Here is a 14224-nt window from a genome sequence, read left to right as displayed (position 1 = left end):
GGCGCGGCCATGATCTCCGGCGATGCGAGCCGTACGGCGGCCGTCACGTTCGGCATCACCGTGCCGCTCGATCGTGAACCGTCGACGATCCGGTCGGCGAGGCTCGTCGCGACCGCGCACGGGGTGTACGAGGCGTACGTGAACGGCAGTGCGGTGACCACGTCGGTACTCAACCCAGGCTGGACCGCGTACGAGTGGCGGCTCCAGTACCAGGAGTACGACGTCACGCGCCTCGTCGCCGCCGGACCTCGCGACGTGGCGATCGAGGTCGAGCTGGGCAACGGGTGGTACCGGGGCGACCTGGGCTTCAGCGGAGCCAACGCCAACTACGGAGAGCGCATCGGCCTCTGCGCCGCACTGGAGATCGTCTTCGACGACGGCTCCTCACAGACCGTCGCGACGTCCCCGAGCTGGACGGCCCGTACCTCGGCAACCACCGAGAACTCCCTCTACGGCGGGCAACGCATCGATGCTCGACTCCGAGGCAGCGGTCAGTCTGTGGCAGTGCACGAGGTGCCGTTCGACCGCGCGACGCTCGTCGCACAGGTCGCTCCGCTGATCACCCGGCACGAGGTGCTGCGCCCGAAGCAGATCTGGCAGTCCCCGTCCGGTCGCACGCTCGTCGACTTCGGGCAGAACCTCGTCGGCTGGCTCCGTGTCACGGCCAGCGGTCCGGAAGGCTCCGAGGTCGTCGTTCGGCACGCCGAGGTCGTGGAAGACGGGGAGCTCGGTACCCGGCCGCTGCGCGACGCCCGCGCCACCGACACCTTCCTGCTCTCCGGTGGCGTCGACACCTTCGAGCCGACCTTCACGTTCCACGGGTTCCGCTACGCCGAGGTGACGGGCTGGCCCGGCGCGCTCACCGCGGACGACCTCGAGGCGGTCGTCGTGCACTCCGACATTCGGCCCACGAGCGAGTTCAGCTGTTCCGACCCGCTCGTGGACCAACTGGTGCAGAACTCCGTGTGGGGCCAGAAGGGCAACTTTCTGGACGTGCCCACCGATTGCCCGCAGCGTGACGAGCGACTCGGGTGGACCGGTGACATCGCGGCCTACGCGGCGTCGGCGTCGTTCCAGTTCGACACCGCCGACTTCTTGCACAAGTGGCTCCTCGACCTCGCCGAGGAGACGGCGCACGCACCGGGACAGATCGTCCCGTTCGTCGTTCCCGACGTGATGAAGCTCGGTGACCTGTCCAGGCTCGACATCGAGTTCGGTGGAACTCCGACCGCCGTCTGGGGCGATGCCGCCGTCTGGGTCCCACAGGCGCTCTGGAACGCCTTCGGCGACGTCGACCGGCTCCGCGCGCACTACCCCGGTATGGCGATGCACCTGGAGTCCGTCGAGGGGAGGCTGTCCCCGACCGGACTATGGGACAGCGGTTTCCAGTTCGGCGACTGGCTCGACCCCGACGCACCCCCGGACGCACCGGCCGACGCCAAGGCCGACACGGGGGTCGTGGCGACCGCGTGCCTGTTCCGCAGCGCGTCCTTCACTGCAGAGGCTGCGGCGATCCTCGGCCACGCCGACGAGGCGGCCCGGTGGGGAGAGCTCGCGGCCCGGACCCGGACATCGTTCAACGCCCACTACGTCCACGACGGTCGGGTCGTCTCGGACTGTGCGACTGTCTACGCACTGGCGATCACCTTCGGTCTCCTCGACGAGCCGCACCGGAGCGCTGCGGCTGCTCGGCTGGCAGAGATCGTCCGCGCGGCCGGGTACCGCATCACGACCGGGTTCGCCGGCACTCCGTTCGTGTCGTGGGCGTTGTCCGAGACAGGTCACGTCGAAGACGCGTACCGCCTGCTCCTCGAGAAGGAGTGCCCGTCGTGGCTCTATCCGGTGACCATGGGAGCAACCACGATCTGGGAACGGTGGGACTCGATGCTTCCGGACGGGAGCATCAACGCTGGTGAGATGACCAGCTTCAACCACTACGCGCTCGGGGCGGTCGCCGACTGGATCTACCAGACGGTCGCCGGCATCCGTCCGGCCGCTCCCGGCTACCGGGCAATCCGCATCCACCCGGTCCCGGGCCCGGGAATCGACTACGTGACCGCTGCCTATGACTCACCCGTCGGCCGCATCGCCGTCCACTGGACGCAGAATGCGACACAGTTCGACCTCGACGTCACCGTGCCCGAGGGCATCCCGACCGAGGTCGTGCTCCCCGACGGCCGGGTGGAGCGGGTCGACGGTGGGACGCATCACTTCGTCGCGTAGCTGCAAGAGCTTGTCCCAGCACCATCGACTCGATCCCTCGTCGTCAGGAGAAACCGCGACATGAACTCGCTCGCCGAAGGGAACGCTGTCGCGATCAACGACCTCACGGGCGATGGTCCGCACGAGCTCGTCCGCCGTGCGCCGCGATGCCCCCGGCGCTCCAGCGCGGGTCGGGCTCGGGTGGATACCCGGCTCGCGGACGTGCGGGCGCACCTCGTGCACAACTGGTCCTGGGAGGCCACCGTGGTAACGGTTCCGACTGACTTCGACGTTCTCGCGGCGCCGCACGGGTCCTCGCCGGCCCCGGTTCGGTTCACCGCGGGCGACACCGTCACGCTCGGCGCGTGGGACGTCCTCGTGGCGGTGACCCGGTGAGCCCGCGCTGGACGGGCCCGTGGCCCACCGAGGGGATCGCGTTCGGGGCGGACTACAACCCGGAGCAGTGGCCGGAGGAGGTCTGGCCGGACGACATCGCGCTGATGCAGGAGGCCGGCGTGACGCTGGTCAGCGTCGGGATCTTCTCGTGGGGACAGCTCGAGCCCGCCGAGGGCAGGTTCGACTTCGGCTGGCTGGACCGGATCCTCGATCTGCTGCACGAGGCCGGGATCGGGGTGGACCTGGCGACGCCGAGCGCGGCGCCGCCCGTGTGGCTGCACCTGAAGCACCCGGAGATGCTGCCCGTCGGTGCCGACGGCCTGCGGTTCACGCACGGCAGCCGCGAGTCGTGGTGCGTCTCGTCCCCGGTGATCCGCGCGCACGCCACCCGCATCGCGCGAGTGATCGCCGAGCGGTACGGCCACCACCCCGCGGTGAAGATGTGGCACGTCTCCAACGAGTTAGGCGGCCACAACGGCCGCTGCTACTGCGACGTGTCTGCCGCAGCGTTCCGCGAGTGGTTGCGAGCCCGGTACGCAGACGTCGACGCGCTCAACCTGGCGTGGGGCACCGCGTTCTGGGGTCAGCGGTACTCGTCCTTCGAGCAGATCCTGCCGCCGCGGCGCACCACCTCGTTCCCCAACCCGGGGCAGCGTCTCGACTTCGAGCGATTCTCCTCCGACCAGTTCGTCGCGCACCTGGAGGCCGAGGCCGCCGTGCTGCGCGAGGTCACGCCCCACCTGCCGGTGACGACGAACTACATGGTCATCAGCGGGTTCCAGAAGATCGACTACACGACCACGACGCCGCTCCTCGACATCGTCTCGAACGACCACTACCTCTGGGGCGAGGACCCTCGGGGGTGGGCCGATCTCGCCTTCAGCGCAGACCGGACGCGCGGGCTGGCCGGCGGGCGCCCGTGGATCTTGATGGAGCACTCCACCAGCGCGGTGAACTGGCAGCCGCGCAACCTGGCCAAGGAGCCCGGGCAGATGCTGCGCAACTCGCTCCAGCACGTAGCCCGCGGCGCCGACGGGGTGCTCTTCTTCCAGTGGCGGCAGTCCCGGGCGGGCGCCGAGAAGTACCACTCCGGGATGGTTCCGCACTCCGGGCGCGACTCGCAGCTGTTCCGGGACGTCGTCGAGCTGGGGGCGACCCTGGGCCGGCTCGCCGAGGTGCGGGGGAGCGAGGTCGAGCGGGCCCGCGTGGCCCTGCTGTGGGACACCCAGGCGTGGTGGGCGGCCGAGCTGGAGGCTCGCCCCACCGTCGACCTGCGCTACCTCGACCTCGCCCAGCGCATGCACGGCGCGCTCCTCGACGCGGGCGTCGCGGTCGACGTGGTGCCCGCGACGTCGTCGCTCGACGGCTACGACGTCGTCCTGGTGCCGACGCTCTACCTCGCGCCCGCGGACCTGTCCGACCGGCTGTCGGCCGTCGTGGCTCGCGGCGGCCAGGTGCTCGTCACGTACTTCTCCGGCATCGTCGACGAGCAGGACCGCGTGCTGCTGGGCGGCTACCCCGGGGCGTTCCGGGACCTGCTCGGCATCCGCGTGGAGGAGTTCGCGCCGCTGGCTGCTCATGGCACGACGACGCTGAGCGACGGGAGTACCGGGGAGGTCTGGACCGAGCGGATGACGTTGACGGGCGCTGAGGCGCTGGCGACCTATCTCGACGGACCGTCGGCGGGCGGTCCTGCGGTCACGCGCCGAGACGCGCGGTCGGGCGGTGCCGCGTGGTACCTGTCGACCCGTCTCGACGGCCCGTCCCTCGCCGACCTGCTCGGACGCGTGGTCGCGGCGTCCGGCGTGCCGTCCGTCGTCCCGTCGCCCGGTCGCTTGGAGGTTGTCCGTCGGAGGAGCGCCACCGGTAGCTGGCTGTTCGCGGTCAACCACACGAGCACGGACATGCCCCTGCACGTCTCCGGGCATGACCTCGTGGCCGACCGACGTCACGAGGCGGGGGCGGACGTCCCCGCGCTGGGCGTCGTCGTCGTCCGAGAAGACTGAACCGGCCCTGGCCATAGATCTCACACATCACGGGGCCGCCGGGGGAGGGCGAGTGCGTCACCGGATGGCGCGCTCTCCCGCGGCCGCCCTGCTGGCGACCTGCTCGATCCTGTTCGCGCGGGTCTCGGGGCGCTTGGCCTGCATGATCCACACGAGGTGCAGCTGCTTCACCGACTTCGGGTAGGCGTCCCACGTGGTCCGCGCCCCCGGGTGCGCATCGAGAGACACGGCCAGGTCGTCCGGGACGACGAGTGCCTCGACGTCGTCGAACATTGTCCAGGACCCGTCCGCCTTCGCCGCCTCGACCACCGCTCTACCCGCGGGCAGCATCCGCCCTTCGGCCTCCAGTCGGACCAGCCGCTCCTTGTTGGTCCGTGCCCACCCCGACCCCCGCTTGCGCCGCGTGAACCACTGGGCGGACCGCTCGTCGTCCAGGGTCCGCCGGGTCGCGTCGATCCACCCGACCGTGAGCGCCTCCTCGACGGCCTCGACGTACGGCACCGCAGGACGCCCGGTCGCCCGTCTCCACGACACCAGCCACACCCCTGGATGGGTGGCATGGTTCTCGACGAGCCACGCCCGCCACTGCTCGATCGTCTCCAGGTGCACGTGTGCTGCGTCGTCCCGTCCGGCCATGGCGCCGATTGTGCCCGACCGCTGTCCGGCGGTTGGCGTCCTGCTGGTCGAGCTCGGCGGTCCCGTGAACGCGCCGATGGGCACGGGCGTGGGGACGTCGAACAGGACCGTGACCCGGGGGTCGCGCGCGACGTTGCGGACCTTGTGCGTCCTCGCCTGGGTGCCGATCAGGATGTCCGGCGCCTCGTACACGTAGTACACGGGCGCCACGTGGATGCTGCCGCCTCGTTGTGCGTCAAGCCGGGCGATGTGCGATGTCGCGAGCTGGCGCCATGAGCATCTGCCAGACCCGCAGCTCGACGACCGCGTACGAGCCGTGCGTGCCGGTGGGCTGGAGGAAGTGGATCGCCGTCCCGTTCTCGCGCACGACCCGCTGACCGCGGCGAACGCGGAGCCGACCGGACACGACGGCGGGCGGCGCCCACGTTAGGGTCGGCCGATGGCCCTGATCCATCGCGCCTCCATCCGTCCGACCAAGGCAGAGCTGCTGGCCGACTGGGTTCCTACCCAACCGTGGGGCGAGCAGGAGTTCGAGCTGGTCGGTGCGTACCGGTTCGACGACCCGGACGGCGAGGTCGGGATCGAGACGCACGTCCTGTCGACCGCCGACGGGCACCTGCTCCAGGTCCCGCTGACCTACCGCGGAGCCCGGCTGGACGGAGCGGACCAGTTCCTGATCTGCACCATGGAGCACTCGGTGCTCGGGCGACGCTGGATCTACGACGCGACCGGGGACCCCGTCTACGCGCGCGTGCTGGCATCCGTGCTGCTGGGCGGTGCTGGTCAGGCCGAGGAGATCGTGGAGGGCGCCGACGCCCCGCGCGAACCGAGCGTGCGCGTGACCGGCGGCGACTCTCGCTCGCGTGTCATACCGCTCATCGACGACGTGATCGCGTCCTCGGATGGCTTGACGACCGTCATGGAGATGTCCGGAGCCCTGAGCGTCGTCGTCTGCCGTCGCCTCGACCGGCCGGCGACTCCCACCGACCGTGAGTCCACCCTCACGGGCACGTGGCCGGGCCTCGACGCGCCGGTGCTGCTCGCCTACGTCGCCTGACCCGAGGGTTCTGCTGCCGACCGGGGGTCGGGTCGCGGCCGGCCGCAGATGATTCTCGATGACAGGTTTCCGCCCGGGGTAGCCCGGTGCGACGAGCACCCCACCGTTCCCTGCCTCTGCGCGCGAGCCGACGCCCCGGTGCCTCGACCGGCACCGTCTCGAGCCGATCGCCGCCGGGGAGCAGACCATCACCGCGCCCCGGGGTACTTCAATCTCATTCGGCACGGTTTGTGTGGGATGGTGCCTAGATGAAGCGCTCCGTACGGACGACCAGGGCCGCCGTCCTGACTGCGATCGCCATGCTCGCCCTCGTCGGCTCGGTCAGCTCCGGAGCGAGCGCAGCGCCCGCCGCTGCCTCGCGCGTCGTCTATGACGCCCTCGGCGACTCGTACGCGTCCGGATACGGCGTCCCGCCCTACGCCAACTGTGGCCGCTCCCAGGGCGCCTACGCCGTGCAGCTCGACGGGCGACAGCGCCTCAATCTCGACGACTTCGTCGCCTGCGCGGGCGCCACCACGACCTCGCTGGTCACCGGCGGGCAGCTCGCCGCGCTGGACGCCGACACAGAGCTGGTGACGCTGACCATCGGCGGTAACGACATCGGCTGGTCGAGCTCGGTCGTCGCGTGCCTCGGTGGCACCGACGCCCAGTGCGCGGGTGCGGTGGCGCTCGTCGGGGCCCGGATCACGAACCAGCTGCCGGCTCTCCTCGACTCGGTGTATTCCAAGATCGCCGCGGCCGCCCCGAACGCCCACGTCGTCGTCACTGGCTACCCGCGGCTCTTCTCGCCGGAGTACGGCAGCTACCTGGGCGCCTCGTCGGCGGAACTCAGCAGCCTCAACGCCCTTGCGGACACGCTCGACTCGGTGATTGACGCCGCCGTCGCCCGCGCCGGTTTCCAGTACGTCGACGTTCGTCAGCGATTCGACGGTCACGGAGCAAACGCACCTGATCCGTGGATCCTGGGGCCCTCCGACCCTGGAGCCTTCCACCCGACACTCGATGGCTACGAGGCATACACGGCCGCCGTGAACTCGGCGCTAGGTCCGGTCAAGCTGCGCTGAGGCCGACCGACCGTCGCGCACCGCGGTCACGCGGGAGTCACCACACCGACCGCAGACGCACGCCCCGCACTGGACGCTGACAGGGTTCAGTGGCAGCCGAGGTTCGGCAGTACTGGGACTCTGCATCGGAGTCGGCTCAGCCGAAGATGGTGCGAAGCTCGTGAGCGACCTCGTCCGGGGCGTCCTCGACGAGAAAGTGGCTGGTGTCCAACCCCCGGCCCGACACCTGTGAGGCCCAGGGCCGCCAGACGTCGAGCACGTCTCCGTACAGGCGCGGGAGGGCGCCTCGCGCGCTCCACAGAGCGAGGAGCGGAGCGTCGATCCGGCGCCTCGCGCGGACGTCCGCGTCATCGTGGGCGCGGTCGATGGTCGCGGCTGCGCGGTAGTCCTCACAGATGGCCTCGACGGTGGTCGGATCGTCGAGGAGCGCGCGGTACCTCGCCACGAGTGCCGGTGGGTACCGACCGGCCGTGGCGCCGATGCCGAGCCTTCGGACGTGGAGGTCGAAGAACGCGCCAGGGTCGGCGCCGATGAGGCGCTCGGGAAGTGGGGCAGGCTGCGCGAGGAAGCCCCAGTGCCAGTACGCGAGCGCGAGATCTGCGTCTGCGCGGGCCCAGACCTCGCCGGTGGGCACGACGTCGAAGACGGCAACACCCGTCACGCGTTCGGGATGGTCGAGGGCCATCCGGTAGGCGACGCGTCCGCCACGGTCGTGGCCGGCGACGGCGAACCGTTCGTGGCCGAGGTCGGCCATGGCCTGGACCAGGTCCGTGGCCAACGCTCGCTTGGAGTGGGGGGCGTGGTCGTCGGCGAGCTGCGGACGGAACGAGGCGCCGTACCCGGGGAGGTCCACGGCCACGACGGTGACGTGCGCGGCGAGCAGGGGTGCGGTCGAGTGCCACATCAGGTGGGACTGCGGGTAGCCGTGCAGCAGCAGGACGGGCGGTCCGTCGCCGCCGACCCGCGCGAAGACAGGTCCACGTCCGGTCTGCAGGAGTCGTTCGCTGAAGTCGTCGAACATGAGCGTCCTTCGCTGGTCGTGACGGCGGGCGGTGTGGACCGCCCGCCGTCAGCTGTGAGGGCTCAGACGCGGGGGTGCGTCGCGAGCCAGTCGCCGAAGTGTGTCGGTGCGATGCGCGCGCCCTCACCCGGCGTCAGGGTCGAGTCCTCGAGCCGGGTGCCGAAGTAGCGGGCATCCGGGTCCGTCACGACGACGCGAGGGTCGTTGTCCCGCTCGAGGGCCCGGCGGGCGAGGTTGTCGAGCCCGATGGCCTCGGGTCCCGCGATCTCGATGACACCGTTGGCCGCCGGAGACGTCGAGATCTCGCACAGGAGCCGCGCGACGTCGTCGCCGGCGATCGGCTGGAGGGTGGCACCCGGCAGTCGGACGGCGTCACCGTCGGCCGCGGCGTCGGCGATCCCGCGGACGAACTCGAAGAACTGCGTCGAGCGGACGATCGTGAAGGGCTGCCCGGACTCCTGGATGAGCTTCTCCTGGGCGACCTTGGCGCGCAGGTAGCCGCTGTCCGGAGCGCGCTCCGCACCCACGATCGTGAGTGCGACGTGGAGCTGGACACCGGCCGCTCGCTCGGCAGCCAGGAGGTTGCTCGTCGACGTCGTGAAGAAGTGCAGCACGGCCTGGTCGTCCCACGCCGGGGCGTTGCTGACGTCGACGACCACGTCCTGGCCGGCCACCGCCTCGGCGACGCCCTGCCCGGTGATGGTGTCGACCCCGGTGCTAGGTGCGGCCGGCGTGACGTCGTGGCCACGCGCGCGCAGGAGGCCGGTGAGGTTGGAGCCGATGTGGCCCGTGCCGCCGATGATGAGGATCTTCATGTCTGCTGTCTCCGTTCTGAGAGGCGAGGGTGGGTCAGTCGTCCCAGTGCGCGACGGCGTCGAGGATGGCGGCGGTCACCGCGTCGGGACGGGAGACCGAGATCGCGTGCGAGGCGTCGGCCACCTCGGTCGCGTCGCGGGCACCGGCGCGGTCGGCCATGAACCGGTGCAGCGCGACGGGGATGTTGCGGTCCGCGTCGCCGAAGACGAACCACGACGGCAGCGTCGCCCACGCCGGCTTCTCCGACGTCAGCCCCTCGACCAGCGCGGCTTCGGTCACGGGCCGCTGGGTTGCGGCCAGCACGTCTGCCACGGCCGCCGGGACGTCGGCGACGAACTGCTGCCGGAACACGTCCGGACGGATCGCGAGCTCGTTGCCACCGCTGGCGAGCGGGTAGGCCTTGAGTGCGGCCCCCAGGGTGCTGCCGGGGAACTTGGCCGAGAGGTCGAACGCGTTCTCGCCGTGCTCGGGGGCGAACGCGTTCACGTAGACCAGGCCGACGACCGAGTCGTTGTCGGCGGCCGCCTCGGTGATGACGATGCCGCCGTAGGAGTGGCCGACGAGGATGACGGGGCCGGTGATGTCGGCGACGACGTCGCGGACGTACGCGGAGTCACCCGCGACGCTGCGCAGCGGGTTGGCGACGGCGACGACGGGAACGGCCTGGGCCTGCAGCCGTTCCACGACGCCTTGCCAGCTGCTGGACTCGGCGAACGCGCCGTGGACCAGGACGACCGTGGGCTTCTTCGTGCTCATGAGAGTTCTCCTTCGTGGGTGTGGGTGTTCAGGCGACCTTGAGTGCCTTGCGCAGGACCTGGATCGCCTGCTCGATGGCACCGCTGCTGGGTGCGGACTCCCGCAGGGGGTTGAGCATCATGAAGTCGTGGAGGGTCGCGTTGTAGCCGACCGAGGTGGTGCGGACACCGGCCTGCACGAGCCGGCGCCCGTAGGCCACGCCCTCGTCGCGCAGCACGTCGTTCTCGTCGACGATCAGGAACGCCTCCGGCAGGCCCGCCAGCTCCTCGAGCGTGGCGCGCAGCGGTGACGCCGTGATCTGCGAGCGCACCTCGTGGTCCGGCGCGTAGCAGTCCCAGAACCACGCCATGGCCTTCGCGGTGAGGTACGGCCCGTCGGCGAACTCGCGGTAGCTGTCCGTGTCCTGCGCCGCATCGGTGACGGGGTAGTACATCGACTGGTGGACGAAGGTGACGTCCCCGCGCTGCTTGGCCAGGAGGGCCAGCGCCGCGGTCATGTTCCCCCCGACGGAGTCGCCCGCGACGGCGATCCGGTCCGGGTCGAGGCCCTCGGACAGACCGTGCCGGGTGATCCATTGCGCTGTCGCGTACGCCTGCTCGATCGCGACGGGGTATCGCGCCTCAGGAGAGCGGTCGTACTCGACGAACACGACGGCCGCACCGACGCCCACGGCGAGGTCGCGGACGAGACGGTCGTGCGTCCCGGCGTTGCCCAGGACCCAGCCGCCACCGTGGACGTACAGGATGGCGGGCAGGAATGCGGGTGCGCCGATCGGCTTGACGATCCGCACGCGGACGTCGCCGACCTCGGCGGGCACGTCGATCCACCGGTCGTAGACGGGTGCCTTCTCCACGGCTGCCGCCTGGACGTCGTCGAGGACCTTGCGGGCTCCGTCGGGCCCGAGCTCGTAGAGGAACGGCGGCTTCGAGGTGGCGTCGGCGAACGCTTGTGCCGCTGGTTCGAGGATGTGTGCGCTCATGGTGGTCGTCCTTCTGCTCGAGTGGTGATGACCCGACCTGTCACGCGGTGGGTCTGCACGACCGACCGAGACCCCGCCGAATCTGTGACATCTCGGGCGCTGACGGTGGCGAGGATCACCTCGCCGGTCGAGGGATGGGGAGACGACGGACGTGCCGAACCCGGGTCCTGCCTGGAAGGGACAGGACCCGGGACTCGGTTCCGGCGGCGGGTGGGACCAGTCGCGTTCTGCTTGATGCGTACCCCCGAGGGAGCCATCTGAAACCCGGTGCTCCCGCTCCTACGTCGCGACTCGACCGGACAGCCGAGGCACGTGCCGTGCCTCGCTGCTCACGTCCGGACGACCGAGCCGCGCAGGTCCCTGTGACACCGGACCCGGGGTACAGCGAGGTGTTTCGGCCCGGCTCGGTCCCTCTAGGCTCGTCGGAGCCGTACAGGCCCCGGCAGGAAGATGCGCATGCCACGCCAGTCGAGAAAGCCGTCCGTCCCGTGAGCGCGGGTGAGATCGCGCGCACGCCACGCGTCCGCGCGATGCCGCTCCTCGGTCGCGACAGCGTGCTGGCGCCGCTCCGGACGCTCATCACGCGGGCACGCGAGGGCCACAGCGGAGCGCTGGTCGTCGTCGGTGACGCGGGCATCGGCAAGACCGCCGTCCTCGATCGCGTCGCCGCCCTGGCCGGGCCGAGCGTTCGTGTCGAGCGGATGGCCGCCTCCGAGAACGAGATCGACCTCGCCTACGCCGGCCTGCAGCTGCTGTGCGCGCGCATGATGCCGGCGGCGGCGAAGCTCCCGGTCGCGCAGCGCGAGGCTCTGGAGACGGCGTTCGGCCTGCGGGCTGCCGGCGCGCCGCACCCGTTCGTCGTCGGGTTGGCGGTCCTCGGCCTGCTCACCGCGACCGCGGCCGAACGGCCACTGGTGTGCATCGTCGACGACGCGCAGTGGCTCGACGAGGCGTCGGCGCGTGCCGTCGCCTTCGCGGCCCGCCGGCTCGACGCCGAGGGGATCGCGATCGTGGTGGCGATGCGGCAGGTGGACGAGCACTTCTCCGACCTTCCGCAGCTCGTCGTCAAGGGCCTCGGCGACCAGGACGCGCGAGAGCTGCTCCGGCTGTCGCTTCCCGGCGCCATCGACGATCGCGTCCGCGACCAGCTGATCACGGAGTCCCGCGGCAACCCGTTGGCGCTGCGGGAGCTTCCACGAGGTCTCAGCCCGACGGAGCTGGCCGGCGGGTTCGCGCTGGCCAGCGCCCTGCCCATCGAGCGCCGCATCGAGCAGAGCCTGCTCGCGCAGCTCGAGCCGCTGTCCGAGCAGACCCGGATGCTGCTTCTGCTCGCGTCGGCGGACCCGACGGGCGACGCCGGCCTGCTGTGGCGCGCGAGCACGCAGCTGGGGCTGGGAGCGGAGCACCTGGATCTCGCCGCGCAAGCCGATGCCCTCGTGGTGGGGACGCGGGTCGAGTTCCGTCATCCGCTGATCCGGTCGACGGTCTACCGCGCGGCGTCGGCGGAGGACAGACGAGCCGTCCACGCGGCGCTGGCCGACGCCACGGACGCCGATCGCGACCCGGACCGGCGTGCCTGGCACCGCGCGAGCGCGACCTCCGGGCCGGATGACGACGTGGCGGCCGACCTGGAGATGGCGGCCGAACGCGCTCGCACGCGCGGCGGGGTGGCGGCGGCTGCCGCGTTCCTCGAGCGCGCGGCGGAGCTGTCGGTCGCGCCTGCGCGGCGTGCCGAACGGCTCATCGCCGCGGCGGGGGCCAAGCTCGATGCCGGCGCGCCGGAGACCGCCCTGCGACTGCTGGACAGCGTTCGGGGCCAGCCGTTGACCCCACTGCAGGAGGCGCTGGTCGGTCGCTTGCGCGCTCGGGCCGGATACGCGTTGCGGCGCGATCGCAGCGCACCGAGGCAGCTGCTCGCCGCTGCGCAGAAGCTCGAGCCGCACGACCGGGACCTGGCGCGCGTGACCTATATGGAGGCCCTCTCCGCCGCTCTGTACGCCGGCCGTCTGGGCGAGCCCGGTGCGGTCACCGAGGTCGCGGAAGCCATCCTCCGGGCGACAGAGCACGACGAGTCCGACCGTGCGCAGGACCTGATCCTGCGTGGCCAGGCACTGCTCTCCGCCGCCGGTCAAGAGGCCGCGCTCCCCACCGTGCGCCGTGCCATCCGCGCCTTCGTCGAGCAACCCCCCAAGGCGTTCGAGCTGCACTGGATGTGGTTCGGGGGCCGCGCCGCACAAGACCTCTGGGACGCCGAGGGTCTCCGCACCCTCGCGTACCGGCAGGTCGAGCTGGCTCGCGCCGGCGGGGTCCTCACCGTGCTGCCGATGGCCCTCAGCCTCTTGATGGTGGCGAGGACGTTCGACGGGCACCTGGACGAGGCCGAGGCCATCTGCGACGAGATCGATGCCATCTTGTCCGTCACGGGTCAGCCGCTGCCGAAGTTCGGGCGGATCTTCGTCCCGGCATACCGCGGGCAGGTGGACGAGGTCGAGCGGCGCGCGAAGGAGCTGCGGGTCGACGCGAACACGCGCGGCGAGGGATACGCGCTGACCGTCGCGAACCTGGCCGAAGCGCTGGTCTACAACGGCGCCGGGCGCTACCGCGACGCGCTGGCGTCGGCACTCGGTGAGATGCCGTACACGCACGAGCTCGGTCACGCGATGCGCACCTTGCTCGAGGTCGTCGAGGCGGCGACGCGCACCGACGAACGTGTCGTCGCCGAAGAGGCGGTCGAGAGGCTGGCGAGCGTGACACGGCCCGTCGGCGACAGCGACTGGGCGCTCGCCTTCATGGCGATGGCCCAGGCGCAGCTGCGGGAAGGCGCGAGGGCCGAGGAGCTCTACCGGGAGGCGATCGAGCGCTTCCAGCGGATACGTGTCCCGATGCTCGTGGCGCGCAGCCAGCTCCTGTACGGGGAGATGCTGCGACGCGCCAACCGGCGGATCGACGCGCGCGTTCAGCTGCGTGCCGCCTATGACGGGCTGGTCGACCTGGGGATGAGCGGCTTCGCTGACCGAGCGCTCCAGGAGCTGAGGGCGACCGGCGAGACCGTGCGCGGGCGCGCGGCGGACCTGGTGAATCCGCTCACCGACCAGGAGCTCGCCGTCGCGCGGCTCGCGCGCGACGGGCTCACCAACCGCGAGATCGCAGCGCGACTGTTCCTCAGCGCCCACACCGCGGACTACCACCTGCGCAAGGTGTTCGTGAAGCTCGACATCCGGTCACGCTCCGAGCTCAAGGACGCGATGGGTGACCACGACGGCACCCACGAGGTGCCTTAGGGGCTCTTCA

The 14224-nt window shown here is 71.0% G+C and carries 12 protein-coding genes; 6 read left to right on the top strand and 6 right to left on the bottom strand.

All coding sequences use genetic code 11. The features are described from left to right. The first annotated feature begins 9 nt into the window (after nt 1-9). The 3 genes from AC1DYZ_RS14990 to AC1DYZ_RS14980 are packed head-to-tail and all read left to right on the top strand — an operon-like array spanning nt 10 to nt 4604. A complete protein-coding gene (locus tag AC1DYZ_RS14990) occupies nt 10-2223 on the top strand; it encodes a family 78 glycoside hydrolase catalytic domain (RefSeq protein WP_477065986.1) in 2214 nt (737 codons plus the stop codon). Between the two features lie 60 nt (nt 2224-2283). Then, nucleotides 2284-2598 (top strand): hypothetical protein, encoded by a 315-nt coding sequence (locus tag AC1DYZ_RS14985; protein ID WP_477065985.1) that lies wholly within the window; start codon nt 2284-2286, stop codon nt 2596-2598. Then, complete coding sequence (locus AC1DYZ_RS14980) at nt 2568-4604, top strand: beta-galactosidase (RefSeq protein ID WP_477065984.1); 2037 nt, start codon at nt 2568-2570, stop codon at nt 4602-4604. The genes AC1DYZ_RS14985 and AC1DYZ_RS14980 overlap by 31 nt, the downstream gene beginning before the upstream one ends. A 57-nt stretch (nt 4605-4661) precedes the next feature. On the opposite strand, the gene AC1DYZ_RS14975 is transcribed toward AC1DYZ_RS14980, so the two are convergent. Both AC1DYZ_RS14975 and AC1DYZ_RS14970 read right to left on the bottom strand, forming a co-directional pair. Next, nucleotides 4662-5450, bottom strand: coding sequence for a YdeI/OmpD-associated family protein (locus AC1DYZ_RS14975; protein WP_477065983.1), 789 nt, complete (start codon nt 5448-5450; stop codon nt 4662-4664). 25 nt (nt 5451-5475) lie between these two features. Next, a complete protein-coding gene (locus AC1DYZ_RS14970) occupies nt 5476-5607 on the bottom strand; it encodes a hypothetical protein (RefSeq protein WP_477065982.1) in 132 nt (43 codons plus the stop codon). Between the two features lie 72 nt (nt 5608-5679). Here AC1DYZ_RS14970 and AC1DYZ_RS14965 point away from each other — a divergent pair, with 72 nt between their 5' ends. Together AC1DYZ_RS14965 and AC1DYZ_RS14960 are read left to right on the top strand one after the other, a co-directional pair. Then, on the top strand, nt 5680-6297 hold the full coding sequence (locus AC1DYZ_RS14965) for a CG0192-related protein (RefSeq protein WP_477065981.1): 618 nt from the start codon (nt 5680-5682) through the stop codon (nt 6295-6297). Nucleotides 6298-6545: 248 nt separating this feature from the next. Next, nucleotides 6546-7361 carry an SGNH/GDSL hydrolase family protein gene (locus AC1DYZ_RS14960; protein WP_477065980.1) on the top strand — a complete coding sequence of 272 codons (816 nt, stop codon included), beginning with the start codon at nt 6546-6548 and terminating at the stop codon, nt 7359-7361. A gap of 136 nt (nt 7362-7497) precedes the next feature. Here the strand turns inward: AC1DYZ_RS14960 and AC1DYZ_RS14955 are convergent, their stop codons facing one another. From AC1DYZ_RS14955 to AC1DYZ_RS14940, 4 genes are all read right to left on the bottom strand, one after another. Next, nucleotides 7498-8382, bottom strand: a complete 885-nt coding sequence (locus AC1DYZ_RS14955; protein WP_477065979.1) for an alpha/beta hydrolase — start codon at nt 8380-8382, stop codon at nt 7498-7500. Between the two features lie 62 nt (nt 8383-8444). After that, nucleotides 8445-9197 (bottom strand): SDR family oxidoreductase, encoded by a 753-nt coding sequence (locus AC1DYZ_RS14950; RefSeq protein WP_477065978.1) that lies wholly within the window; start codon nt 9195-9197, stop codon nt 8445-8447. 34 nt (nt 9198-9231) lie between these two features. Further along, on the bottom strand, nt 9232-9954 hold the full coding sequence (locus AC1DYZ_RS14945; RefSeq protein ID WP_477065977.1) for an alpha/beta fold hydrolase: 723 nt from the start codon (nt 9952-9954) through the stop codon (nt 9232-9234). Between the two features lie 28 nt (nt 9955-9982). After that, a complete protein-coding gene (locus AC1DYZ_RS14940) occupies nt 9983-10933 on the bottom strand; it encodes an alpha/beta hydrolase (RefSeq protein ID WP_477065976.1) in 951 nt (316 codons plus the stop codon). A 488-nt stretch (nt 10934-11421) separates the two neighbouring features. Between AC1DYZ_RS14940 and AC1DYZ_RS14935 the strand changes: the two genes are divergently transcribed. Beyond that, complete coding sequence (locus tag AC1DYZ_RS14935) at nt 11422-14214, top strand: AAA family ATPase (RefSeq protein ID WP_477065975.1); 2793 nt, start codon at nt 11422-11424, stop codon at nt 14212-14214. Nucleotides 14215-14224 lie beyond the last annotated feature (10 nt).

Source organism: Cellulomonas sp. P1_C4 (assembly GCF_056406355.1).
The sequence above is the reverse complement of the archived record's forward strand: the minus strand, read 5'-3'. Positions and strand labels throughout refer to the sequence as shown.

Excerpts from the sequence above, each read along its gene's own strand:
- AC1DYZ_RS14990 (WP_477065986.1), top strand. The coding sequence starts at position 10 with ATGATCTCCGGCGATGCGAGCCGTACGGCGGCCGTCACGTTCGGCATC.
- AC1DYZ_RS14985 (WP_477065985.1), top strand. The coding sequence starts at position 2,284 with ATGAACTCGCTCGCCGAAGGGAACGCTGTCGCGATCAACGACCTCACG.
- AC1DYZ_RS14965 (WP_477065981.1), top strand. The coding sequence starts at position 5,680 with ATGGCCCTGATCCATCGCGCCTCCATCCGTCCGACCAAGGCAGAGCTG.
- AC1DYZ_RS14960 (WP_477065980.1), top strand. The coding sequence starts at position 6,546 with ATGAAGCGCTCCGTACGGACGACCAGGGCCGCCGTCCTGACTGCGATC.
- AC1DYZ_RS14955 (WP_477065979.1), bottom strand. The coding sequence starts at position 8,382 with ATGTTCGACGACTTCAGCGAACGACTCCTGCAGACCGGACGTGGACCT.
- AC1DYZ_RS14950 (WP_477065978.1), bottom strand. The coding sequence starts at position 9,197 with ATGAAGATCCTCATCATCGGCGGCACGGGCCACATCGGCTCCAACCTC.
- AC1DYZ_RS14945 (WP_477065977.1), bottom strand. The coding sequence starts at position 9,954 with ATGAGCACGAAGAAGCCCACGGTCGTCCTGGTCCACGGCGCGTTCGCC.
- AC1DYZ_RS14940 (WP_477065976.1), bottom strand. The coding sequence starts at position 10,933 with ATGAGCGCACACATCCTCGAACCAGCGGCACAAGCGTTCGCCGACGCC.